Raw genomic sequence first — 22,124 nt, 5'->3', positions numbered from 1 at the left:
GCCATCAGCGCCTCGCCGCTTTCGAAAACCTGCAGGTAGACCTGGTCGCGTCGGGCGTCGATGACGGCGGCGACCAGTCCGGAGCCCTCCGCGGCCAGCGCCTCAAGGGTCCCCACGCCGACCACCGGGATCGACAGCGCCGAGCCCAGGCCCTTGGCGAACGCCACACCGACCCGCAATCCGGTGAAGGAGCCCGGCCCGACCGTGGCGCCGACGCGCTGCAGAGCCGAGAAGGGCAGCGCGGCCTTCGCCATCACCGCCTGGGCCATGGGCGCGAGACGCTCCTGGTGGCCGCGCGCCATCACCTCGCTGGCATGGGCCAGCACGCGATCGCCGTCGAGCACGGCGACCGAGCAGGCGCTCAGGCAGGTGTCCAGCCCCAGGACGATCATCGCGAGGGGGTTAGCGGGTTCGCCTGCTTCACAAAAGAGCGATGCTGCCTAAAGGGCCTGTTCGACCGCCGTCACTTCGGGGACGTAGTGCTTCAGCATGTTCTCCACGCCCGCCTTGAGGGTGGCGCTGGAGGAAGGACAGCCGGAGCAGGCGCCGCGCATGTTCAGCCAGACGACGCCCGTGGCCACATCGAAGCGGTTGAACAGGATATCACCGCCGTCCTGGGCCACCGCCGGCCGGATGCGGGTATCGAGCAGATCCTTGATCTCGGCGACGATCTGGGCGGTGTCGCCCTCGTAGACGCCTTCGTCATGGCCCCCCGCCTCGCTGTCGGCGGCGTCGGCGAAGAGGGGCCGCCCGGACGTGTAGTGGTCCATGATCGCGGCCAGGATCGGCGCCTTCAGGAACGCCCACTCCTCGGTGGGGTTCTTGCCCACGGTGAGGAAGTCCGGCCCATAGAAGACGCGGGTGACGCCCTCGAGCCCGAACAGTTCGGCCGCCAGCGGCGAGGCGTTCGCCTCCTGCGCCGAGCGGAAGTCCCGCGTACCCTCGCCGAGGACCGGCTTTCCGGGCAGGAACTTCAGGACCTCGGGGTTCGGCGTGGCTTCGGTCTGGATGAACATGCGCCAGAGATGGCGCTGGCGGCTCGAAAGCGCAAGTTTTCAGGCCAGTTCGGCGATCTCGTCGTCGGTGAGGTCGCCCGGGACGATGGTGATGGGAACCTTGCGTTCGCCCCACTTGACGCCCTCCTTGGCGATGGAGGCCACCAATGGACCAGGGCCGCGTCCGCCGACCGCTGCGGCCAAAACCATGATCTTGATGTCGGGGTCGTCGCTCAGCACCTGTTGCAGCGCCGCGCGGGTCGAGTCCGCTTCGATGATCAGGAATTCCGGCGGCAGGCCGGTCTCGGCCTGGACGTACTCCGCCGAGGCGCTCAGCGTGGCCTCCGCCTCTTCCCGCTGCTGGCGGGCGATCTCCTCGCGCACGCCGGACCAGTGCTCGAACACCGCGGGCTCGATCACCCGCAGCAGGGCCACATGGCCCCCGGTGGAGCGCGCGCGACGGCAGGCGAAGCGCAGGGCGGCCTGGAACTCCGGCGTCTCGTCCGCCACCACCAGGAACTTGCGGCGCATGGTCATGGGATGAGCCTAGACCCTAACCGGCCCAGAACCCCACCAGCTTCTTCACCTCCGCCACCGTGGGCGCGGCGATGGCGCGGGCGCGGTCTGCGCCGTCGCCGAGAATGCGGTCGATCTCGGCCGGATCGTCCAGCAGGCGGCGCATCTCCGCCCCGATCGGGCCCATGACCGCGACGGCGAGGTCGGCGAGCTTCGGCTTGAAAGCTCCGAAGCCCTGGCCGGCGTACTCGGCCAGGACCTGCGCCTCGGTGGTCCCCGCGAGCGCCGCGTAGATGCCGACCAGGTTCCTCGCTTCGGCGCGGCCCTCCAGCCCGTCGGCAGTCTCCGGCAGCGGGTCGGGATCGGTGCGGGCCTTGCGCACCTTCTGGCTGATCGTGTCGGCGTCGTCGGTGAGGTTGATGCGGGAGTTGTCCGAGGGGTCGGACTTGCTCATCTTCGCCGACCCGTCGCGCAAGGACATGATCCGCGCGCCGGGCCCCTGCGTCAGCGCCTCGGGCAGCGGGAAGAAGCCCGGCGCGTCGAAGTCATGGTTGAACTTGGCGGCGATGTCGCGGCAGAGCTCCAGATGCTGCTTCTGGTCGTCGCCCACCGGCACCTTGGTGGCCTTGTAGACCAGCACGTCGGCGGCCTGCAGCACCGGGTAGGTGTAGAGACCCACGCTCTCGCGCTCCTTGTGCTTGCCCGCCTTGTCCTTGAACTGGGTCATGCGGTCGAGCCAGCCGAGGCGGGCGACGCAGTTGAACACCCAGGCGAGCTCGGCGTGCTCGGGCACGGCCGACTGGGCGAAGATGGTGGCGACCTTGGGGTCGAGGCCGGTGGCCAGGTAGGCGGCGGCGATCTCCCGCACCTGGCCCTTCAGCTTCGCCGGCTCCTGCCAGGCGGTAATGGCGTGCAGGTCCGCGACGAAGATGAAGGTGGGGATCTCGTGCTGCAGACGCGCGAATTTCACCAGCGCGCCAAGGTAGTTGCCCAGGTGCAGGTCGCCCGTGGGCTGAACGCCCGAAAGCACGCGGTCTGGTCCAACAAAGGAACTTGGGCCCGTGAACTGGGCCGGAGCAGGTTCGGTCATGATGTGAGGCTTCTGGATTGAACGGGCAGGCGGGCGCAAGGCCCGAGGCGGGGAGTCAGCGGATCAGCGCCATCGCCGAGTGGTGCGGTTCGAAGCCATGGTCGCGCCAATACCGCCGGGGCGGCCTCAGGGCAAGTCGGTGGCGGGCGCGGCCACGTCGCCCTTTCGACGGCGGAAGGCGGCGCGAGCCTCGGCGGGCGTGACTCCGCCCAGGGCGAACAGCAGCAGCGGGTAGAGCGCTGCGCCGCCGATGCAGACCAGCAGGACAGTGATCTCCTTGGCGCCGAGAGGACCCAGGCTGACCCCGGCGAAGGGCGCCTCCAGCACCGGCCGGAAGTGAGCGGCGGCGGCGACGGCCAGCCCCATGCCGGCGCTCGCCAACGCCACGCGCACGATCTTCCCCCAGGCCCGCGGCGCGGGGCGCCAAACGCCCGTGGCGCGCAGCTTCAGCCACATTTGCAGGACGGTGAGCCAGGAGGCGATGGAGGTGGCTGCCGCGATGCCTGGGAAGCCGATGGTGTAGAACAGCGCCACGCCCAGGACCACGTTCACGCCCACCGAGATCAGCGAATAGACCATCGGCTGGCGAGTATCGCCGCGGGCGAAGAAGGCCGGCTGCAACAACTTGATCAGGACGAAGGCGGGCAGTCCCCATCCATAGTGGAACAGCAGCTTACCGGACGAGGCTGCGTCGTAGGCTGTGAAATTGCCTCGGGCGAAGAACCCGTCCGTCAGGTACCCCGGCATGGCTGCCAGCGCCGCCGCCGCCGGCAGGCACAGCGCCAGGCCGAAGACGATCGCCTGGTCCATCGCCGCCTGGGCGTCGGCATGGTCCTCCTGCTGCAGGGCGGTAGCGAGCCGGGGCAGCAGTGCGACCCCAATGGCCACGCCGATCAGGCTGAGCGGCAGCTGGTAGAACCGCTCCGCCATCGCCAGCCATACCCGCATGCCGGCGACCTGGCTCGCCAGCATGGCCGAGATGAAAAGGTTGATCTGGGTAGCGCTGGAGGCCAGCACGCCCGGCGCCATCCGCCGCGCCAGGGTGCGCATCTCGGGCGTCAGCTTCAGCGCGCGCGGGTAGATCCGCGCGCCGGTCCGGTGCGCTCCCCACCAGCAGACGCCCGCCTGGCTGACGCCGGCGACGATCGTCGCCCATGAAGCAGCGTAGGCGGCCGCCACGGGGTCGTTTTGCGGCAGCACCGCCGCCAGGGTCACTACGTTCAGGATCGCCGGGTAGAGGCCATAGATCACGAAGCGGCCGCGGGCGGTGAGCACTCCGGCGAACAGCGAGGCGATCACCACGCAGGGCAGGTAGGGCATCGTGATCTGGGTGAGGATCACCGCCAGCTTGAACTTGGCCGGGTCGGCCATGAAGCCGAAGCTGTAGACCATCATGATCCACGGCATCGCCAGCTGGCAGACCACCGTCAGCGCGATGGTGAAGGCCGCCATGGTCGCCAGCGCATCGGAGGCGTAGCGGTCGGCGTCCTTTCCCCCCTGGCCGGCCAGCCGTTTGGCGTACTCCGGCACGAAGGCGGCGGCAAACGCGCCCTCGGCGAACATCCGGCGGAACAGGTTGGGAAAGGCCTGCGAGGTGAAGTAGGCGTCGCCGGCGAAGTTTGCGCCCAGCTTGGCGGTGATCACCAGGTCGCGGATCAGGCCCAGGAAGCGGCTGACCAGGGTCAGGGCCGCGAAGATCGCCGACGAGCGCAGCATTCCCGGCTTCCTGGGCTCAGGCGTGGGGGCGGTGCTCGTCGTCTCGGTCACCGGGCGTAGGTCGGCTGTGTTGGGGAAGACGTCAACCTAACGGGGCTGGCGCCGTCGCGCGTGTGGAATATTGATGGAGGGGCGTGGGAGGGGGCCTTCGATGTTCGACGCCTATGTGGCCTTTCAGGCGAAGCTCCGTCCGACGGCCTTCGCGCTCATCACGCCACAGCGATGGGCGACCTACGGCGAGCTGGACGCCGACGTGAACCGGTTCGCGGCCGGCCTGCGTGATCTGGGCGTTACGCGCGAGCGGGGCGTGGTCTCGATCCGGATCGCGAACGACTACCTGACCCACGTGGTCCTGCTGGCCCTCGCACGGCTGGGCGTCGTCTCGTCACCGCATGACGACCCCTCTCCCGACTTGAGGCTGGTGTTGGCCGAGGCCGCCGGACCGGGAGAGCTCGCGCTGACCGCCGACTGGTTGAAGGCGACTGGCCGCGCCGAGCCGCGCCCCGTCACGCCGGTGCGCATCGGCCCCGACGAGCTGATCCGCGTCATGCTGTCGTCGGGCACGACGCGCACCGCCCGGCGGGTGCCGCGGACCTGGCGCATGCTGGAAAGCAACACCCGCACCTGCGCCGCGACCTACTGCGCCGGCAAACCCGGCCGTTGGGTCTGCCTCACCGGGATGAGCACGGGGCTGGGCCAGTCCATGACGCTCGCCGCCTGGAGCCTGGGCGAGGCATCCGTCGCCGACTACACCCCCGGCCAGCTGGCCGAGAGCCTGGAGGCGCTCAGACCCTCCATCGTCGGCGTCACGCCCAGCTTCCTGCGCCAGCTCCTGGCCGAGCTGCCGGCGGGGCTGGGCGTGCAGGCCGGCCTGCGGATCGTCAGTACGGGCGGCCTGCTGGCGCCCTCCCTGGCGCGCGAGGCGCGGCTGCGGCTCGCGTCGGAGATCCTGATCACCTACGGGGCCGCGGAGACTGGCGGCAGCACCATGGCCGACGGGGCCTGGCTGGAGGACCACCCCGGCGCGGTCGGACACCCGGTCCCGAACGTGCGTGTCGAGGTGGTGGACGCCGATGGCCGGCCGGCGGCGCCCGGCGAGCAGGGCGAGATCCGCATCTTCAGCGACCGCCAGTCCGACGGCTATCTCGGCGACCCGGAGGCGACGGCCCAGGTGTTCCGCGACGGCGCATTCTATCCCGGCGACCTCGGCCGCCTCCTGCCGGACGGCTTGCTGCTGATCGACGGCCGGGTCGACGATCGGATGGTCGTGGACAGCATCAAGTTCCTGCCGGATGCCCTGGAAGAGGTCGCGCTGGCCTATCCGGGCGTGCGCGACGCCGCCGCCTATGCGGCGCCGGACGCACGGGGGATAGACGTCTGCTGGCTGGCGGTCGCGGCGGACGCGGACCTGGACCGCGAGGGCCTCGCCCGGCATATCGCCCGCAGCAGCGTGCCGCTGCCCACCGTACGCTTCGCCTGGATCGAGGCTATTCCGCGCAACGCCGGGGGCAAGATCGAACGCCGCCGGCTGCGCGAAGAGACCATCGCGGTGCTGGGCGGCGGCCGCTAGCCTGCTAGGCTGGGGCGAACGGGGCGGAGGACAAGATGGCTTTGAAAGTGATCGGCTCGGGGCTGGGCCGGACGGGGACGATGTCGACCAAGCTGGCGCTCGAGCAGCTGGGCCTGCGCTGCCACCACATGGTCGAGGTGTTCATGAATCCGCAGAGCGTGCCCCTGTGGATCGACGCCGGGAATGGCAAGCCCGACTGGGATGCGATCTTCGACGGCTACGAAGCCATGGTCGACCACCCCGGCTGCGCCTATTTCGAGGAACTGATGGCCTTCTACCCCGACGCCAAGGTGCTCCACACCGTGCGCGATCCGGACAAGTGGTTCGACTCGACCCAGGCCACGATCTTCAATCCCGACCGGCCACTGCCGGCCGAGGGGCCGATGCGGGAGTTCTTCGATCACCTGCGCCGCTTCTACGGCGGCGACATGAACGACCGGGCCTTCATGACCGACTTCTTCCGCCGCCAGACCGAGCGGGTGGGCGCGACGGTTCCGAAGGAACGGCTGCTGGTGTTCGAGGTGGCGCAGGGCTGGGGCCCGCTCTGCGCCTTCCTGGGCCTGCCGGTTCCGGAAACGCCCTACCCGCGCGAGAACTCCACCGAGCAGTTCCAGGCGCGGTCGGCGGCGATGGCCGGGCGGGGGATGGACCCCGCCGCGCTGCGCGCCGAAGTCGACGCCGCCAAGGGCCGTTAGCGGGCTACGCTGGCGCGGGCGCGCTGCAGGTTGGCGCGAGGACGCGGCGTCTCGGCCTCGGCATCCGCAAGGGCGGCCAGGAGATAGGTCTTGAGCGCGTTGCCCCTGCGCGCGTCGGTGAGCTTCGCGCCCTTTTCATCGACCACGTAGAAGCAGTCCGTCGCCCGTTCGCCATAGCCGTCGATGTGGGCCGAAGTGATCACCAGGCCCGCGTCGGCCAGGGTTCGCGCCAGGGCGGCCAGCAGGCCCGCGCGGTCGCGCCCGGAAGCCTCAACGACGGTCGCGGTCTCCGACGCGTCGTTGTCGAGCATCACCACAGGCGTGATCGCGAAGGCCGCCGTGCGGCCGCCATCGCCCTTGCGCCGGGCTTCTCGCGGCGTGGGTTCGCCACGAGCGGCGGCGGCCAGGTCGTCCGCCAGGCGGATCAGGACGCGCGGGTCGTTGGCCCCGAATGGCGCCCCGGTGATGTCCTGCACGAAGAAGACATCCAGCGCCTGGCCCTGGCGGGACGTGAAGACCCGAGCGCCCACCACGTTGGCCCCGGCGGCGGTGATGGCGTCGGCCAGGTCCATGAACAGGCGCGGCCGGTCGGTCGCCGCGACGATCAGCTCCGAGGCGTTGAGGTCCGGACGCACCGCGCAGACGGCCGCGGCCCCGCGACCCTCCCGCGCCGTGCGGGCCAGACGCGCGTGGTTCAGCACTTCGTCGTCCTCGAAGGCGGTGAAGTAGGCGTCCTCCATGGCGTCGCCCCAGGCCTCGGCGCCCGGCTCGGCCCGGGCCAGCCGTACGCGGGCGTCGTAGGCGGCGTTCTCCTGGTAGCGGCGCAGCGCCGCGGCGGCGTCCGATCCGCGGCCGCCGCGGAACACGGCCTCGGTGGCGGTGTAGAGCTCACGCAGCAGCTGGCCCTTCCAGCCGTTCCAGACGCCGGGGCCGACCGCCCGGATGTCGGCCACCGTGAGCACCAGCAACAGGCGCATGCGCTCGGGGCTCTGCACGATGCGCGCGAAGTCTGAGACGGTGCGCGGGTCGGAGACGTCGCGCTTCTGGGCGTAGTCGCTCATCACCAGGTGATGCTCCACCAGCCAGGCGACCAGCTCGATCTTGGAGCGTTCCAGGCCCAGGCGCTCGCACGCGGAGCGGGCGGCGCGCGCGCCGGCCACCTCCTGGCCGCCTGTCCCGCCCTTGCCGGTGTCGTGCAGCAGCATGGCCAGGAACAGCGCCTCGCGGTCGACGATCAGCGGCATGATCGCGGTGGCAAGCGGATGGTCGGCCTGCAGCCGACCGGCCGCCACCTCGGCGATGACGCCCACCGCGCGCAGGGTGTGCTCATCCACCGTGTACGAGTGGTACATGTTGAACTGCATCTGGGCGACGATGCGCCCGAACTCCGGCAGGTAGCGGCCCAGCACTCCGGCCTCGGTCATCAGGGTCAGCGTGGTGCGCGGGTCGCGGCCGCGGGCCAGGATGTCCAGGAACACCTTGGCGGCGTGACGGTCGCGGCGGACGGCCGAGGTGATCAGGTTGATCGAGCGGTTGGCGGCGGTGAAGGCGTCGGGGTGCAGGTCGAGGTTGCGCTGGTCGGCGATCCGGAAGAGCCGAAGCAGGTTGACCGGATCGGCCTCGAAGATCCCCGGATCCACGTCCAGGCGGCCGCCGACCTCGTGGAAACCCGGCTCCGCCAGGGGCTTCCGCTTCACCGAGCGGCCAGGGAGGAAACGGGAGATGCCCCGCGGCGCCAGCTTCACCTGCTCGGCCTCGAGCTTGGCGGCGAACACGCGAGTGAGCGCGCCCACGTCCTTGGCGATCAGGAAGTAGCGGCGCATGAACCGCTCCACCGCGGGCGCGTCGCCACGGTCGCCATAGCCCATGCGCCGGGCGATCTCCGGCTGGAGGTCGAAGGAGAGCCGCTCCTCAGGCCGCCCAGTGGCGAAGTGCAGATGACCGCGCACCGCCCACAGGAAGTCGAAGGCCTGGATGAAGCTGCGCACCTCGCGGCGCGCGAACATCTCGAGCTGCATCACCTTCTCGAGCGACTGGCCGGGGTGCAGGTACTGGGCGATCCAGAACAGGGTGTTGAGATCGCGCAGGCCGCCCTTGCCTTCTTTGATGTTGGGTTCGACCAGGTAGCGACTGGCGCCGGCCCGGGCATGGCGCTCGTCGCGCTCCTTCAGCTTGGCGGCGACGAACTCGGCGCCGGTGCCCCGGACCACCTCGTTCTGAAAGCGCTTGATGAGTTCGTCGGCCAGATTGGCGTCGCCCGTCAGCCGGCGCGCTTCCAGGATCGAGGTGCGGATCGTGAAGTCCTCGCGGGAGAGCTTGATGCACTCCTCGATGGTCCTCGACGCGTGGCCGACTTTGAAGCCCAGGTCCCACAGCGCGTAGAGCATGTACTCGATCACGCTCTCGGCGTGGGCGGTCTGCTTGTAGGGGCGCACGAACAGGAGATCGATGTCGGAGAACGGCGCCAGCGTGCCGCGGCCGTAACCGCCCACCGCCATCAGCGCCAACCGCTCGCCCTCCGTGGGGTTCCGGGCGCGGAAGATGTGCACCGTGGTAAAGTCCCACAGCGCCGAGATCACCTCATCGGAGACCCCGGACAACAGCCGCGCGGTCTCGATGCCGCCGGCGCCATTCTCCAGCCGCTCCTTGGCGATCATCCGGCCGCGGAACAGGGCCGCCTTGAGGACATCGAGGGCCGCCTTGCGTTGGGCGACCTCGTTGCCGGCGTTCTCCAGCGCCGCCGCCGACAGCTGGGCGCGCAGCCGCACCCCGTCGACGACGTATTCCAGGCGGGTGGGTTTCAGGCGCGGCGGCATGGGCCGGTGATATAGGCCGATCCGCGCGCGAGCGTCAGGTCTGGCGGGTGATGAGCTTCGGAGCAAACCCAGCCAAGGTCAGCGCGGCGACGACGACGAACGCGATCCACAGCGTTATGACGACGGCCGCGGCGAGGCGGCTGACCGGCCGGGTGGCGGCTTCGGCGGTGGCGCGGTGCTCGGCGAGGACGTGCGGCGGGATCAGGCGCAGGACCAGCCACAGGCCGGCGGGGACGAGGATCAGGTCGTCCAGATAGCCGAGCACCGGGATGAAGTCCGGGATCAGGTCGATGGGCGAGAAAGCGTAGCCTGCGACGGCCACGGCCAGGGCCTTGGCGTACCAGGGCGTGCGCGGGTCGCGGGCGCAGAGCCACACGGCGTGGGCGTCGCGCTTCAGCGCCTTCGCCCAGCCGCGCAGTCTGTCGAGCGTCAGGCCAGGGCCTTCAGCTCGGCCGCCAGGTCGGTCTTTTCCCAGGAGAAACCGCCCTCGTTGTCCGGGGTGCGGCCGAAGTGGCCGTAGGCTGAGGTCCGCGCGTAGATCGGCCGGTTGAGCGCCAGGTGCTCCCGGATCGCCCGCGGCGTGGCGCCGCCGATCATCTGCGGCAGGATCGCCTCCAGCTTGGCCGGATCGATCTCGCCGGTGTTGTGCAGGTCCACGTAGAAGCTGAGCGGGTTGGCCACGCCGATCGCGTAGCTGATCTGAATGGTGCACTTCCGGGCGAGACCGGACGCCACCACGTTCTTCGCCAGATAGCGGCAGGCATAGGCGGCCGAGCGGTCGACCTTGGTCGGGTCCTTCCCGGAAAAGGCGCCGCCGCCGTGCGGGGCTGCGCCGCCGTAGGTGTCGACGATGATCTTGCGCCCGGTCACCCCGGCGTCGCCGTCCGGCCCGCCGATCTCGAAACGGCCGGTCGGGTTCACGTGCCACTTGGTCGTCTTGGTGATCAGGCCCGCGGGGATGATCGCCTCGATGTACGGCCGGATCGCGGCCTCGATGCGCTTGGGCGTGGCCGCATGCAGGCCGATCCGCTTCTTGTGCTGGGTGGAGACGACGATCTGCAGGATTTCGACCGGGCGGTCGTCCTCGTAGCGGATGGTCACCTGGCTCTTGGCGTCGGGCTCGAGCACGTCACACTCCCCGGAGTGCCGCACTTCGGCCAGGCGCTTCAGGATGTCGTGGCTGTACTGCAGGGTGGCCGGCATCAACTGCGGCGTCTCGTCGGTGGCGTAGCCGAACATGATGCCCTGGTCGCCGGCGCCCTCTTCCTTCTTGTCGGTGGCGTCGACGCCCTGGGCGATGTGGGCGGACTGTTCGTGCAGGTGGCAGGCGAACTTGGCCTTGGACCAGTGGAAGCCCTTCTGCTCGTAGCCGATCTCCTTGATCGCCTCGCGAACCTTGGGCTCGAGGCTCTTCACGATCTGCTTGGTCAGCGCCTTGTTCTCGGCCTTGGAGCCGCCCGGCTTGCCGGCGCGGACTTCGCCGGCCAGGATAATGCGGTTGGTGGTCACCAGGGTCTCACAGGCCACGCGGGCCTGGGGCTCAGCGGCCAGGAAGGCGTCGACGACGACGTCGGAAATGCGATCGGCGACCTTGTCCGGGTGGCCTTCGGACACGCTTTCGCTGGTGAAGATATAGCTGGAACGGCTCAAGGGGCGGGGCTCCGAGGTTGGCGGCGACCGCTCCGCGGCCGGCGTAGGCGAGAAGGCCTATAAAGAAATCCTTATGTCATGCAAGCTGCGCCGGCTCCCTATTCGGGACCCGGACGCATCCGCCGCCGCTTGCCTGCAAACCAGGCGCCGGTCGAAACGAGCAGCAGGCCGGCGAACGGAATGTCGCCCCAACGGCTGTAGAGCGTGGGAACCGCGGGCGAGGGCAGCTGCGCGTCGATCACCCCATAGGCGCCCAACTCGAGTTGCTTGCGCGCGAGCACCCGCCCCTGGGCGTCGATGATCGCCGAGACCCCGGTGGGCGTGGAGCGCACCATCGGCAAGCCCTGTTCGATGGCGCGATAGCTGGCGATGTTCAGGTGCTGCCAGGGTCCGCTGGTGGCCCCGAACCAGGCGTCGTTGGAGACGTTCAGGATCCAGGCGGGCCAGACCCGGCCATCCGCCAGGCCGGGAAACAGCGCCTCGTAGCAGATCAGCGGCTGCACCGGCGGCAGGCCGGGCGCGCTCAAGGGCCGCGGTCGGGGGCCGGGACTGAAGTCGTCCTCCATGTGAACCAGGCTGCGGATGCCCAGCACGCGGGCCAGCTCGCCCAGGGGCATGAACTCACCGAAGGGCACGAGACGGTGCTTGTCGTAGACCCCGATCACCCGCAGCGCCCCGGCGTCGCGGCGGAAGGCGACCAGGGTGTTGTAGTAGCGCTCTCGGCCATCGGCGGCGCGCTCGAAGCGGTTGGCGCCCATCAGCAGGACCTGGCCGGGCGCGACGAGGTTGCGGAAGCGTGTGGTGTACTGCGGATCGACGATGAACTGGTCGATCACCACCGGCAGGGCTCCCTCGGGCCAGACGACGATGTCAGGACGCCGATCCAGCGGAGCCGTGACCGGCAGGCTCGTCAGCTCGGCGTACGCGCTGAACACGAGGTCGAGATTCTCGGGTTTCCACTTGTCCTTCTGGTCGATGTTGGCCTGGACCACGCGGATGATCGGGGCGTCCTTGGTGTGGATCGGCCGGGCCGCCGCCGCGAGCCGGCCGGCGCCGCCGGCGTAGAGGGCGGTGAGCGCGACTCCGGCGGCCACCAGCACCCCGGCTTGGGCCAGGCGTCGTACCGGCAGCACGACGATCGCGGGGGAGGCGGCGATAGCGAACGTGATCCAGGTCAGGCCATATGCCCCGACCACGGCGGCGGCCTGGGAGGGCGCGGAACCCGCTTTCCAGGCCTCGCCGACCAGGTTCCAGGGGAAGCCTGTGAGCAGGTGGCCTCGCAGCCACTCGGCAGTCGCGAAAACGCCGGCGAAGACCAGGATCTTCCAGGCGCTGCGCGGCCGCAGCGCCCGGTAGGCGAGGCCCGCCAGCCCCCAGAACAGCGCCAGGCCGCCGCCCATCAGCACCACCGCGAAAGGCGCCATCCAGCCGTGGACGCGGACGTCGACCAGGAACGGCTCGGCGATCCACCAGGTGGAGACGCCGAAGTAGCCTAGGCCGGCGATCCAGCCCATCAGGAAGGCCGCACGAAGAGGTTTGGGACCCTGAACCGTCTCCAGCCGGATCAGGATCAGGCCCAGGCCGAGGAGACCGATGATCAGCCCCCAGGGCGGATGGGCTATGGCCGCAGCAAGGCCGCCCAGGAGCGCGGTGGCCGGCGGATACCAGCGCGGACGGCTCAACCCTAGGCCTCGACGGCGGGCGCGGGCGCTGCCGGCGCGGTGCGGCGCACGCGCACCCGCTTCACCCGTCGGGGATCGGCGGCCAGCACCTCGAAGGTGAAGCCATCCGGATGGTCGATGGTCTCGCGCCGCTGCGGCACCCGCCCGGCCAGGGTGTTGACCAGCCCGGCGACCGTGTCGATCTCTTCGTCCACGTCTTCAGGCGCCAGATCGACGTGGTCGCCCAGCGCGTGTTCGAGCTCCTCCAGCGGGGCGCGGCCGTCGACGATCCAGCCCTCATCGTCGGTGGCGATGGGCATGTAGCCCTGGTCGCCCTCCTCGTCGTGCTCGTCGTCGATCTCGCCGACCAGCATCTCCAGGAGGTCCTCCAGGGTCACCAACCCATCGACGCCGCCGAACTCGTCGATCACCAGGGCCATGTGAATTCGCTTGGCGCGCATGGTCGAGAGCAGCTGTGCGGCGGTCTGCGACGGCGGCACGTAGAGCACCTCGCGCACCAGGCTGTGGCGGCCGGACAGCACCTTGTCGCCGGACTTGGGTTGGCGGGACTTGCGCGCCAGGAGCTTGAAGACGTCCTTGACGTGGACCACCCCGACTGGCTCGTCGAGGGTTTCGCGATAGACGGGCATGCGGCTGTGCTCGGCCTCGACGAAGCGGGAGACCACCTCGGCGAAGGTGCAGCTGCGCTCGATGCCGACGATGTCGGCGCGGGGCTTCATGACATCCACGACGCGCACGTCCTGGAAGGCGCGGGCTTGGGTGACCAGTTCGCCACCGGACTCGGTCTGCTGGTCCGGCATGTCGTCGGCGGCCATCTCGGCGGCGCCGCGGAAGAAGTCGATCAGCCCAAGCAGGCCTCGCCGGCGGGCGGGGCGTGGTCGGGCGGTTGGACCGGGGTCGTTCATGCTCTCCTTAACCGGCCGCGTACGGGTCGGGCACACCCAGACCGGCCAGCACCGCACGCTCGAGGTCTTCCATGACCTCGGCGTCATCATCGCCGATGTGATCGTATCCGAGAAGATGCAGAACGCCGTGAACGGTCAGGTGCTGCAAATGGTGGCTGAGCGGCTTGCCCTGCTCGGCCGCCTCGCGGGCGCATACGCCGTAGGCCAGGGCGATATCGCCCAGGTGACGCTCGGGGTTGGGGGCCGCCTCGAACGACAACACGTTGGTCGGGCCGTCCTTGCCGCGGAACTGTGCATTCAGGCTGGCCACAGCGGCGTCGTCGGTCAGCAGGATCGTGACGTCCTCGTCCGCCGCCTCCTGGCTGTCCAGCGCGGCCAGCGCTGCGCCGCGGGCCAACATCACCGCGTCGGGCAACGCGGTGGTCCAAGCCTCGTCCTCGACCTCGACGTCGATCAAACGGTGCGCCCGCGCTTGGCGGCATCGGCGTCGTACGCGCGCACGATGCGCTCGACGAGCGGGTGGCGGACCACGTCTTCCGCCTCGAACCGCGTAACCCCGATGCCCTTGACGCCTTCCAGCAGGCCGACGGCATGGGCCAGTCCGGAGTCGCCGGGGTTTGGCAGGTCGATCTGCGTCGGGTCGCCGGTGACCGCCATCCGAGCGCCCTCACCCAAACGGGTCAGCACCATCTTCATCTGGGCCCGGCTCGCGTTCTGGGCCTCGTCGACGATGACGAAGGCGTGGGAGAGCGTGCGACCGCGCAGGAAGGCGATCGGGGCGACCTCGATCTCACCCTTCTCGCGGCGGCGGCGCAGTTGCTCGGCGCCCAGGATGTCGGTCAGCGCCTCCCACACCGGGGCCATGTAGGGGTCGACCTTCTCGTTCATGTCGCCCGGCAGGAAACCCAGGCGCTCGCCGGCTTCCACCGCGGGGCGGGCCACCACAAGGCGGTCCACGGCGCCGCGCAGCAGCATGCCGGCCCCGTGCGCCACGGCCAGGAAGGTCTTGCCCGTGCCGGCGGGGCCAAGCCCGAACACCAGGTCACACTCGGCCAGCGCTTGCAGGTACTTCGCCTGATTGGCCGTCTTGGGCGCCACCTGGCCGCGGCGGCCGATGGGCAGGGCGTTCGCGCCGCCCGCCGGAGCCCCGCCCGAGCGGGCCTGGCCGATGGCCACGCGGATGTCGGCCTCGGAGATGTCGAGGCCCTGGTCGGCGCGCTCTGCGATCGTCTGGACCGCCTTCTTGGCCTGACCGCGGGACCTGGCGTCGCCGCTGAGCGACACGCCGCCGCCGGGGGTTTCCACCAGCACGCCGAAGGCGTCCTCGATCAGCGCTACGTGGCGGCTGCCGACTCCGGCCACCGCGCGCAGTGCGGCGTCCGAGAGGGCGATGAATTCGGGCGCGCGGCTCACGCGGACTCCAGCTCCAGCGCGCCCGCCAGGCTGTTGCGGGCGGCGCTCTCGATCCTCACAGGAACGATCCGGCCCAGCATGCGATCCGGCGCACTGACGTGGACGGCCTGCAGGTAGGGGCTCTTGCCGACCAGCTGGCCCGGATGGCGGCCGGCCTTCTCGAACAGCACCGGCAGCGTCTTCCCTGCCTGGGCGGCGTTGAACGCCTGCTGCTGCTGAACCAGCAGGGCTTGCAGGCGCTGCAGCCGCTCGTCGGCGACCTCCGTGGCGACCTGGCCCGGCATGGCGGAGGCCGGTGTCCCGGGGCGGCGGGAATACTTGAATGAGAACGCCGAGGCGTACCCCACTTCGCGCACCAGCTGCAGAGTCGCCTCGAAGTCGGCGTCGCGCTCGCCTGGGAAGCCCACGATGAAGTCGCCTGAGATGGCGATGTCGGGCCGTGCGGCGCGGATGCGCTCGATCAGCCGGATATAGCTTTCCGCCGTGTGCGCCCGGTTCATGGCCTTCAGCACCTTGTCCGACCCCGCCTGCACGGGCAGGTGGAGGTAGGGCATCAGGGCGTCGACCTCCGCGTGGGCGGCGATCAGGGCGTCGTCCATGTCGCGGGGGTGGCTGGTCGTGTAGCGGATGCGGTCCAGGCCCTCGATCCGCGCCAACCGCCGGACCAGGGCCGCCAGGCCACCCTCCCCGGCGTAGGCGTTGACGTTCTGGCCCAGCAGAGTAACCTCGCGCACGCCCTTGGCGGCCAGGGATCGGGCTTCCGCCTCAATGCTGGCGGGCTCGCGCGACCACTCGCCGCCGCGGGTGTAGGGCACCACGCAGAAGGTGCAGAACTTGTCACAACCCTCCTGCACGGTGAGGAACGCCGAGACGCCGGCCGGTCGGCGGGCCGGCAATGCGTCGAACTTCTCATCGGGCGCGAAGTCGGCAGCCAGCCGCTCGCCGCGGGCGCGGTGGGCGCGTGCGATCAGTTCCGGCAGCTGGTGGTAGGCCTGCGGGCCCACGACCAGGTCCACGGCGGGCTGGCGGCGCATGATCTCCTCGCCCTCGGCCTGGGCCACGCAGCCGGCGACGGCGATGGTCATGGCGTGCCCGGCCTCGGCGCGGGCGGCCTTCATCAGCTTGATCTGGCCAAGCTCGGAATAGACCTTCTCGGTGGCCTTCTCACGGATGTGGCAGGTGTTCAGCACCACGAGGTCGGCGTTCGCGGGATCGTCCGTCATCCCATACCCCAGGGGCGCAAGGACATCGGCCATGCGCTCGCTGTCGTAGACGTTCATCTGACAGCCGTAGGTCTTGATGTAGAGGCGCTTCTGCGGCGCGGTCTCGGACATGGCGCGGTTTATGGGGGTGCGGCCCTCGCGGCGCAAGTTTGCGGCGGCGCGAGCCAGCCCCTTCCCGCGGATAGGAAGGAGCAAAGGCGCGCCTCGCCGATCACCCCGGAGCGTTCAGAAGCGACATCAGGAACGCCGCGCCGGGCAGCAGCAGGACGAAGCCGACGGTGGTGATGGCGGCGGCGATGAGCTCGCGGTGGTCCGCGGCCTCGCGGTGATCGGTGAGGTCATAGTGATCGATGCAGTCGGTGGTCATGGCGGGCTCCAGCGCGCGGGGTCGGTTGACCTCCATAAAGGTCATCCAAAGTCTCGCGACAAAGGATAAGGCGGCCGTTCAGGTGAGCTCAGATCACGCGATGCGGCGCAGGCCGTCGGCGTCCGCCTGGGCGATCAGCCAGTTGCGGAACTTGCGGATGTCCGGCCGGTCGGCCTTTTCCGGGAGCGTCAGGATCCACTGGCTGTAGGAACTGAGCAGCTCGATATCGAACGGCTTCACCAGCCGCCCGGAGGCCAGTTCGTCCTGCACCAGGGCGGCTTCGGCGAGGGCGACGCCACGCCCGGCCATGGCCGCCTCGATGGCCAGGTAGACGTTGGAGAACTGCTGGCCGCGCTGCCAGTCGACCTCCGGCGCGCCGGCCAACTGCAGCCAGTGCCCCCAGTCAGGCTCGGCCTGGGCCAGGTAGACGTCGGCCAGCAGGGGGACGTTGGCCAGGTCGCGGGGGTGGTTGAGAGGGGTCTGCTCCAGGAGCCGTGGGCTGCACACCGGGAACAGGAACAGCGAGATCAGCTTCTGCGCCGCGAACCCTGGATACGGCCCGCGCCCGAAACGGATGGCCACGTCGTAGGGGTCGCGCGCCAGGTCCACAGCGGTGTCGGAGGCGGCGATCAGCACCTGGATATCCGGATGGCGCTCGTTGAACAGATGCAAACGCGGCACCAGCCAGCGGGCGGCGAAGGAGTGCATGGCGGTGACCGCCAGGGGGCCGGGACGCGCGCCCCGCACCTCAGCGACCGCCTCCTCCATGCGGCTCAGCCCTTGGCGCACGCCGGTGGCCAACCGGCGGCCCGTGTCGGTCAGCCTGACCGCGCGATTGAAGCGCTCGAACAGCCGCACGCTGAGCTCGGCCTCCAGCGACTTGATCTGGCGGCTGACGGCGCCCGGGGTAATGGCCAGGTCCTCGGCGGCCTGGAGGAAGCTCTCATGCCGCGCGGCGGCCTCGAAGACGCGGAGCGCCGTGAGGGGCAGGCGGGGCGGCCGGCTCATGGGGCCAGGAACAGGTGGCGCGAGGGGCAGAGGTCCGCCACCGGACACTGCTCGCACTTCGGCCTGCGGGCGACGCAGATGTAGCGACCGTGCAGGATGAGCCAGTGGTGGGCGCGGGTCAGATAGGGCTCGGGGATCTTGCCCATCAGCTCGTCCTCGACCTTGTCCGGGGTCTTGCCGGTGGAGAGGCCCAGGCGGTGCGCCACCCGAAAGACGTGCGTGTCGACGGCGATGGCGGGCTCGACGCGCAGCTCGTTCAGCACCACCGAAGCGGTCTTGCGTCCGACCCCTGGGAGGGCCTGCAGCTTCTCCCGCTCGAGCGGAACCTCGCCGCCGTGCTCGTCGATCAGGATCTGCGCCATCCGGATCACGTTCCGGGCCTTCATGTTGTAGAGGCCGATGGAGGAGATGAACGGCTTCAGACCCTCCTCGCCGAGGGCCAGCATCTGCTGCGGCGTGTCGGCCACCTTGAAGAGCCTGTCGGTGGCCTTGTTGACCGAGACATCGGTGGCCTGGGCCGAGAGGGCCACGGCCACGACCAGCTCGTACGGGCTCTTGTAGTCCAGCTCTGTGCGGGGGTCGGTCTCCTGGGCCTCGAACCGGTCGAACAGCTCGGCGATCCGCGCCTGCTCGGCCGGCTTCAGACTGCGGGGCTTGGGCGGCGCTTTGGCCACCCTCAGCCCCGGTCCACGGCGAACGGGCCGAAGGCCTGCTGGACCGGCATGATCTCCAGGGTGTTGACGTTGATGTGGGCGGGCAGCTTCAGGACGCTTTCGCAGACCAGGGCCACGTCGTCGGCGCTCATGGCGTGAACGCCGGCGTAGACCTTGTCGGCGGCCGCCTGGTCGCCCTTGAAACGGACCACCGAGAACTCGGTGTCGGCCATGCCCGGCTCAATGGAGGTGACGCGGACCTTGGTCCCCAGGAGGTCGGCGCGCAGGTTCAGCGAGAACTGGCGCACGAAGGCCTTGGTGGCTCCGTAGGTGTTGCCGCCGGGATAGGGATAGCTGGCGGCGACCGACGACAGGTTCATCACGTCGCCGCGGTCGCGGGCGACCATGCCGGGCAGCACCGCGCGGGTCATCCGCACCAGCCCGGTGACGTTGGTGTCGATCATCGTCTCCCAGTCGGAGATGTCCGCCTCGTGGGCCTTGGAGAGGCCGAGCGCCAGACCGGCGTTGTTGTACAGGATGTCGATGTCGGTGAAGGCCGGCGGCAGGCTGGGCAGCAGGGCGGCGATCGAGGCCGACGAGGTGACGTCCAGCTCGCAGGTCAGCAGCCGCTCGCTCTTCAGCTCGGACGTCAGCGCCGCGAGCCGCTCGGCGCGGCGGCCGGTGGCGATCACGTGCGCGCCGGCGGCCAGCAGGCGGCGCGCCATCGCCTCGCCGAACCCGGAGGTGGCGCCGGTCACCAGGGCGATGCGGCCCTCCGCCCAGTTATCGCTCATGTTCGCACCCGTGGTCCGCCAGATGCGGCGTGGATAGGGGCTGTCGCAGGGTGCGTCCAGACGGAGCGCGCCGGCCAGTTCCGCCCGCGCGGACTTCGGCGTATCGTCGGCGCCATGGCCTGGCCGCTCTACATGGACGCCGAGATCAAGCCGCACCGGTCGCTGTCGCAGCGCGGGTTCATCATCCTGATCAGCGCAATCACCACCGCCAACGTCGGTGCGGCGGTCGTCTTCCTGAGCATGAAGGCCCACCTTGTGCCGATCTTCCTGGGGCTGGACGTGGCGGCGGTGGCGGTCGCCTTCCTGGCCAGCTTCAAGGCCGGCCGGATCGTGGAGCGGGTGCAGGTCAGCGCGGCGGAGGTGAAGGTGACCTACGAGGCCGGCGACAAGGTGAAGGTCGTCTGGGAGAGCCCCACCGCCTTCACACGGGTGACCGCCGAGCACGACGAGGAGAACCGCTGCATGGCGCTGCGCCTGGCGCTGTCGGGCCGCCAGACTGCGGTGGCCGCCGCGCTCAGTCCGCGCGAACGCGGCGAGTTCGCCAAGGCCCTGGAAACCGCCATCTGGCGCGCGCGGCGCGGCGGCTAGGCGGGCGGGGCGTTCAGGGGCGGGGCCGGCAGGAGCTCATCGAACAGGAGCCGCCAGCCGGCCTCGTCGTTGCGCCAGATGCGCACGTAGTGGCCCCGCTCGGTCCTGCCGTCCCGGGTCCATTGGGCGAGGCCGTAGGTCCAGGCCAGGTCGCCGGCGTCGGAGGCCTGGCCGCCCAGGGGCGAGAAGGTGATGGACCGAGCGCGGGTCGCCGCCTCGGCTTCCAGTTCTGTACGCGACTTCGGTGGTGCGGCTTTCGAGCCGGTGATGCGGCCGTCGTCGGCGACAGCGGCGAGGAAGGCGGCCGGCGCGTCTGTCCGGGCGGCGGCGTGCAGGGCCCGCTCGGCCGCCGTGACCTGCGTCATCGCCTTGCCCGGCGACCCCGCCTGGCGGCCGGAGAGCCGCGCGTAGGCGACCTCTGACCCCTGCGGCGCGGCGCCGGTCGGGTCGCTGGGCGGGCCGCCGTCGAACAGCCACTTCCAGCCGCCGTCCGTCTGGCGCGCCCAGACGGTGAAGTACCAGGCCCGCGGCTGGCCGCCCACGCTGTACGGTCCGGTGGTGAAGCCCAGGTCGCCGGACCGCGCGATGCCGGCCCACAGCGGCCACCAGACCAGCGGTGGCCCCTTCGGCGCGGGAGCTGCGAAGGCGGCCTTGGCCAGGATCGGCTCCGGCGCCAGCACGATGCCCTCGGGCGCGGAGTGCTTCAGGAAACTGTCGCGCACGCCCAGCGCCAGTCCATCGGCGGCGAATGCGCGTTCTGCCGCGACCACCGGCGCGGGCGTGACTGGCGCGGCCGCGACCGGCGCCGCAAGAAGCGTCGCCGCCAGCAGGCAGGCGCCGTGCCAATTGCCGCGGGCTGGGCTATTCCACATCCGCCGGATGTGCCGGAGCGGATCGCTCGGGGTCAAGTAGATGAGTTTCACCGACGAGGAGATCGAGCGGTACGCGCGCCATCTGGTGCTGCGCGAGGTCGGTGGGCCCGGCCAGCAGAAACTGAAGGCCGCCACCGTGCTGATCGTGGGCGCCGGCGGGCTCGGCGCCCCAGCGGCGCTGTATCTCGCCGCGGCCGGCGTTGGGACCATCATCCTGGCCGACCCGGACGAGGTGGATCTCTCCAACCTGCAGCGCCAGGTGATCTACACCGAGGACGACGTGACCCGCCCGAAGGTCGAGGCGGCCGCCGATCGGCTGCATGCGCTGAACCCCCACGTCTTCGTGGCGGGGTTCAACGGGGCGTTCGACGAGGCCAGCGCGGACGAACTGGTGGACGGCGTCGACCTCGTGCTGGACGGCACCGACGATTTCGCCACCCGCTTCTGCGTGAACGCCGCGTGCGTGCGACAGGCCAAGCCGCTGGTTTCGGGCGCCATCGGCCGCTGGACCGGCCAGGTCGGCGTGTTCGGCCGCCAGCCCTGCTACCGCTGCCTGGTGCCGGAGATCCCGCCCGAGGCGGAGACCTGCGTCGCGGTGGGCGTTGTCGGGGCGCTGGCGGGCGTGGTGGGCTCGATGATGGCGCTGGAGGCGATCAAGCTCCTGACCGGCGCCGGCGAGACCCTGACCGGGCGGCTCCTGATCTACGACGCCCTGGCCGCCGAAACTCGCACGGTCCGCGTGGCCGGGGATCCAGATTGCCCGGTGTGCGGCCAGGGGAGATGAGCCCGCTCACGCCCGAGCTGGACGTGGCCGACCTGGAGGCCTCGCTGGGCTTCTACGTGCGCACCCTGGGGTTCAAGGTCCGCTATCGCCGCCCGGAGGACCGATTCGCCTATCTGGAGCGGGAGGGCGCAGAGCTGATGCTGGAGGAGGCCGCCGGCCCGGGCCGACGCTTTCGCACGGCTGAGCTGGAGCACCCCTACGGGCGCGGCATGAACCTCCAGATCGCGTGCTCGAACGCCGCGCGCCTGCACGCCCGCGTCGTGGCGGCGGGCGCCGAGGTGGTGATCCCGCTGGAGACCCGATGGTACCGCGCCGACGCGGTGGAGAAGGGCGCCCGCCAGTTCGTGGTGGCCGACCCGGACGGGTACCTGCTGCGGTTCTACCAGGACCTTGGCGAGCGGCCCGCTTAGCTTTCGGCGTCGCTTGATTCAGCCGCGAACGAACGCGAATGGGCGCGAACGCGCCGCTGAGACCGCAGGTCCCTGCCACCTCCTTGCTGAGAGGTCCATCTACCAGGCGAGCGGCGCTCCCGCAGGCAAGGCGCGTTCGCTGCGGTTTGCGTTCCTTCGCGGTTCAAGATGATAGCGCCTGCGGCGCGCTTCGACCTTGGAGGGAGCGTCGGGAGCGTCGCTCCGTCAGAGCATCTGGGGCAGGACGCGGTCGGGGGGCCGGTGGCCGTCCATCCAGCTCTTGATGTTGACGATCACCTTCTCGCCCATGTCGACCCGGGCCTCGCCGGTTGCGGACCCCATGTTCGGCACCAGGACGGCGTTCGGGCATTTCAGCA

The 22,124-nt window shown here is 70.2% G+C and carries 22 protein-coding genes and 2 pseudogenes; 5 read left to right on the top strand and 19 right to left on the bottom strand.

What is annotated here, in order from left to right; genetic code table 11:
- The 5 genes from tsaB to murJ form a co-directional block, all read right to left on the bottom strand.
- Positions 1 to 392 (bottom strand): tRNA (adenosine(37)-N6)-threonylcarbamoyltransferase complex dimerization subunit type 1 TsaB (gene tsaB / locus QZV94_RS10595; RefSeq protein WP_293677806.1); only part of this gene is annotated, 392 nt, incomplete at its 3' end.
- A gap of 48 nt (positions 393 to 440) precedes the next feature.
- Positions 441 to 1,016 (bottom strand): NifU family protein, encoded by a 576-nt coding sequence (locus tag QZV94_RS10590; RefSeq protein ID WP_293677805.1) that lies wholly within the window; start codon positions 1,014 to 1,016, stop codon positions 441 to 443.
- Between the two features lie 39 nt (positions 1,017 to 1,055).
- Positions 1,056 to 1,532, bottom strand: a complete 477-nt coding sequence (locus QZV94_RS10585) for a universal stress protein (RefSeq protein WP_293677804.1) — start codon at positions 1,530 to 1,532, stop codon at positions 1,056 to 1,058.
- A gap of 16 nt (positions 1,533 to 1,548) precedes the next feature.
- The gene (trpS, locus tag QZV94_RS10580) at positions 1,549 to 2,601 is read right to left on the bottom strand and encodes a tryptophan--tRNA ligase (protein ID WP_293677803.1); all 1,053 of its coding nucleotides are present in this window, start codon (positions 2,599 to 2,601) and stop codon (positions 1,549 to 1,551) included.
- A 126-nt stretch (positions 2,602 to 2,727) separates the two neighbouring features.
- Positions 2,728 to 4,368, bottom strand: coding sequence for a murein biosynthesis integral membrane protein MurJ (murJ, locus tag QZV94_RS10575; protein ID WP_367254343.1), 1,641 nt, complete (start codon positions 4,366 to 4,368; stop codon positions 2,728 to 2,730).
- Between the two features lie 100 nt (positions 4,369 to 4,468).
- Between murJ and QZV94_RS10570 the strand changes: the two genes are divergently transcribed.
- Both QZV94_RS10570 and QZV94_RS10565 read left to right on the top strand, forming a co-directional pair.
- Positions 4,469 to 5,887, top strand: a complete 1,419-nt coding sequence (locus QZV94_RS10570; RefSeq protein ID WP_293677802.1) for a class I adenylate-forming enzyme family protein — start codon at positions 4,469 to 4,471, stop codon at positions 5,885 to 5,887.
- Positions 5,888 to 5,922: 35 nt separating this feature from the next.
- Positions 5,923 to 6,582: a sulfotransferase family protein gene (locus tag QZV94_RS10565; protein ID WP_293677801.1), complete on the top strand. Its 660-nt coding sequence runs from the start codon at positions 5,923 to 5,925 to the stop codon at positions 6,580 to 6,582.
- Here QZV94_RS10565 and QZV94_RS10560 read toward each other — a convergent pair.
- The 12 genes and pseudogenes from QZV94_RS10560 to QZV94_RS10505 all read right to left on the bottom strand — a co-directional run bounded on the left by QZV94_RS10560 (position 6,579) and on the right by QZV94_RS10505 (position 19,249).
- Entirely contained in the window at positions 6,579 to 9,398 is a 2,820-nt protein-coding gene (locus QZV94_RS10560; protein WP_293677799.1) for a [protein-PII] uridylyltransferase, read from the bottom strand. The two genes, QZV94_RS10565 and QZV94_RS10560, sit on opposite strands and share 4 nt — an antisense overlap.
- Positions 9,399 to 9,504: 106 nt before the next feature.
- Positions 9,505 to 9,813 (bottom strand): annotated as a pseudogene (locus tag QZV94_RS10555) (YkvA family protein); the annotation flags it as partial.
- 14 nt (positions 9,814 to 9,827) lie between these two features.
- Entirely contained in the window at positions 9,828 to 11,048 is a 1,221-nt protein-coding gene (metK, locus tag QZV94_RS10550) for a methionine adenosyltransferase (protein ID WP_293677798.1), read from the bottom strand.
- 98 nt (positions 11,049 to 11,146) lie between these two features.
- A complete protein-coding gene (lnt, locus tag QZV94_RS10545; RefSeq protein ID WP_293677797.1) occupies positions 11,147 to 12,730 on the bottom strand; it encodes an apolipoprotein N-acyltransferase in 1,584 nt (527 codons plus the stop codon).
- A gap of 2 nt (positions 12,731 to 12,732) precedes the next feature.
- The gene (locus QZV94_RS10540) at positions 12,733 to 13,635 is read right to left on the bottom strand and encodes a hemolysin family protein (protein WP_293677796.1); all 903 of its coding nucleotides are present in this window, start codon (positions 13,633 to 13,635) and stop codon (positions 12,733 to 12,735) included.
- 7 nt (positions 13,636 to 13,642) lie between these two features.
- Positions 13,643 to 14,035 carry an rRNA maturation RNase YbeY gene (ybeY, locus tag QZV94_RS10535; RefSeq protein ID WP_293677808.1) on the bottom strand — a complete coding sequence of 131 codons (393 nt, stop codon included), beginning with the start codon at positions 14,033 to 14,035 and terminating at the stop codon, positions 13,643 to 13,645.
- 53 nt (positions 14,036 to 14,088) lie between these two features.
- Complete coding sequence (locus QZV94_RS10530) at positions 14,089 to 15,048, bottom strand: PhoH family protein (protein ID WP_293677795.1); 960 nt, start codon at positions 15,046 to 15,048, stop codon at positions 14,089 to 14,091.
- Positions 15,045 to 16,382, bottom strand: a complete 1,338-nt coding sequence (gene miaB / locus QZV94_RS10525) for a tRNA (N6-isopentenyl adenosine(37)-C2)-methylthiotransferase MiaB (protein ID WP_293677793.1) — start codon at positions 16,380 to 16,382, stop codon at positions 15,045 to 15,047. Before miaB ends, QZV94_RS10530 begins: the two co-directional genes overlap by 4 nt.
- A 100-nt stretch (positions 16,383 to 16,482) precedes the next feature.
- On the bottom strand, positions 16,483 to 16,683 hold the full coding sequence (locus QZV94_RS10520) for a hypothetical protein (RefSeq protein WP_293677791.1): 201 nt from the start codon (positions 16,681 to 16,683) through the stop codon (positions 16,483 to 16,485).
- A 48-nt stretch (positions 16,684 to 16,731) separates the two neighbouring features.
- Positions 16,732 to 17,646: a transcriptional regulator GcvA gene (gcvA, locus tag QZV94_RS10515; RefSeq protein ID WP_293677789.1), complete on the bottom strand. Its 915-nt coding sequence runs from the start codon at positions 17,644 to 17,646 to the stop codon at positions 16,732 to 16,734.
- Positions 17,643 to 18,320 (bottom strand): endonuclease III, encoded by a 678-nt coding sequence (gene nth / locus QZV94_RS10510; RefSeq protein WP_293677787.1) that lies wholly within the window; start codon positions 18,318 to 18,320, stop codon positions 17,643 to 17,645. Before nth ends, gcvA begins: the two co-directional genes overlap by 4 nt.
- A gap of 2 nt (positions 18,321 to 18,322) precedes the next feature.
- A complete protein-coding gene (locus tag QZV94_RS10505) occupies positions 18,323 to 19,249 on the bottom strand; it encodes an SDR family NAD(P)-dependent oxidoreductase (RefSeq protein WP_293677785.1) in 927 nt (308 codons plus the stop codon).
- Here QZV94_RS10505 and QZV94_RS10500 point away from each other — a divergent pair.
- Complete coding sequence (locus QZV94_RS10500; RefSeq protein WP_293677784.1) at positions 19,226 to 19,681, top strand: DUF2244 domain-containing protein; 456 nt, start codon at positions 19,226 to 19,228, stop codon at positions 19,679 to 19,681. The genes QZV94_RS10505 and QZV94_RS10500 overlap by 24 nt on opposite strands.
- On the opposite strand, the gene QZV94_RS10495 is transcribed toward QZV94_RS10500, so the two are convergent.
- Positions 19,678 to 20,604 (bottom strand): DUF4440 domain-containing protein, encoded by a 927-nt coding sequence (locus tag QZV94_RS10495; protein WP_293677783.1) that lies wholly within the window; start codon positions 20,602 to 20,604, stop codon positions 19,678 to 19,680. The two genes, QZV94_RS10500 and QZV94_RS10495, sit on opposite strands and share 4 nt — an antisense overlap.
- On the opposite strand from QZV94_RS10495, the gene QZV94_RS10490 reads away from it, so the two are divergent.
- Together QZV94_RS10490 and QZV94_RS10485 are read left to right on the top strand one after the other, a co-directional pair.
- Positions 20,594 to 21,337, top strand: a complete 744-nt coding sequence (locus tag QZV94_RS10490; RefSeq protein ID WP_293677782.1) for a molybdopterin-synthase adenylyltransferase MoeB — start codon at positions 20,594 to 20,596, stop codon at positions 21,335 to 21,337. The two genes, QZV94_RS10495 and QZV94_RS10490, sit on opposite strands and share 11 nt — an antisense overlap.
- Entirely contained in the window at positions 21,334 to 21,747 is a 414-nt protein-coding gene (locus tag QZV94_RS10485) for a VOC family protein (protein ID WP_293677781.1), read from the top strand. The genes QZV94_RS10490 and QZV94_RS10485 overlap by 4 nt, the downstream gene beginning before the upstream one ends.
- A 225-nt stretch (positions 21,748 to 21,972) precedes the next feature.
- On the opposite strand, the pseudogene QZV94_RS10480 reads toward QZV94_RS10485, so the two are convergent.
- Positions 21,973 to 22,124 (bottom strand): annotated as a pseudogene (locus QZV94_RS10480) (D-glycerate dehydrogenase); the annotation flags it as partial.

The sequence above is a fragment of the uncultured Phenylobacterium sp. genome (assembly GCF_902826855.1).
Taxonomy (GTDB): domain Bacteria; phylum Pseudomonadota; class Alphaproteobacteria; order Caulobacterales; family Caulobacteraceae; genus Phenylobacterium.
The sequence above is the reverse complement of the archived record's forward strand: the minus strand, read 5'-3'. Positions and strand labels throughout refer to the sequence as shown.

Excerpts from the sequence above, each read along its gene's own strand:
- QZV94_RS10565 (WP_293677801.1), top strand. The coding sequence starts at position 5,923 with ATGGCTTTGAAAGTGATCGGCTCGGGGCTGGGCCGGACGGGGACGATG.
- QZV94_RS10500 (WP_293677784.1), top strand. The coding sequence starts at position 19,226 with ATGGACGCCGAGATCAAGCCGCACCGGTCGCTGTCGCAGCGCGGGTTC.
- QZV94_RS10540 (WP_293677796.1), bottom strand. The coding sequence starts at position 13,635 with ATGAACGACCCCGGTCCAACCGCCCGACCACGCCCCGCCCGCCGGCGA.
- QZV94_RS10570 (WP_293677802.1), top strand. The coding sequence starts at position 4,469 with ATGTTCGACGCCTATGTGGCCTTTCAGGCGAAGCTCCGTCCGACGGCC.
- QZV94_RS10585 (WP_293677804.1), bottom strand. The coding sequence starts at position 1,532 with ATGACCATGCGCCGCAAGTTCCTGGTGGTGGCGGACGAGACGCCGGAG.
- QZV94_RS10490 (WP_293677782.1), top strand. The coding sequence starts at position 20,594 with ATGAGTTTCACCGACGAGGAGATCGAGCGGTACGCGCGCCATCTGGTG.
- ybeY (WP_293677808.1), bottom strand. The coding sequence starts at position 14,035 with ATGTTGGCCCGCGGCGCAGCGCTGGCCGCGCTGGACAGCCAGGAGGCG.
- QZV94_RS10520 (WP_293677791.1), bottom strand. The coding sequence starts at position 16,683 with ATGACCTTTATGGAGGTCAACCGACCCCGCGCGCTGGAGCCCGCCATG.
- QZV94_RS10485 (WP_293677781.1), top strand. The coding sequence starts at position 21,334 with ATGAGCCCGCTCACGCCCGAGCTGGACGTGGCCGACCTGGAGGCCTCG.
- miaB (WP_293677793.1), bottom strand. The coding sequence starts at position 16,382 with ATGTCCGAGACCGCGCCGCAGAAGCGCCTCTACATCAAGACCTACGGC.
- trpS (WP_293677803.1), bottom strand. The coding sequence starts at position 2,601 with ATGACCGAACCTGCTCCGGCCCAGTTCACGGGCCCAAGTTCCTTTGTT.
- QZV94_RS10590 (WP_293677805.1), bottom strand. The coding sequence starts at position 1,016 with ATGTTCATCCAGACCGAAGCCACGCCGAACCCCGAGGTCCTGAAGTTC.
- gcvA (WP_293677789.1), bottom strand. The coding sequence starts at position 17,646 with ATGAGCCGGCCGCCCCGCCTGCCCCTCACGGCGCTCCGCGTCTTCGAG.
- QZV94_RS10560 (WP_293677799.1), bottom strand. The coding sequence starts at position 9,398 with ATGCCGCCGCGCCTGAAACCCACCCGCCTGGAATACGTCGTCGACGGG.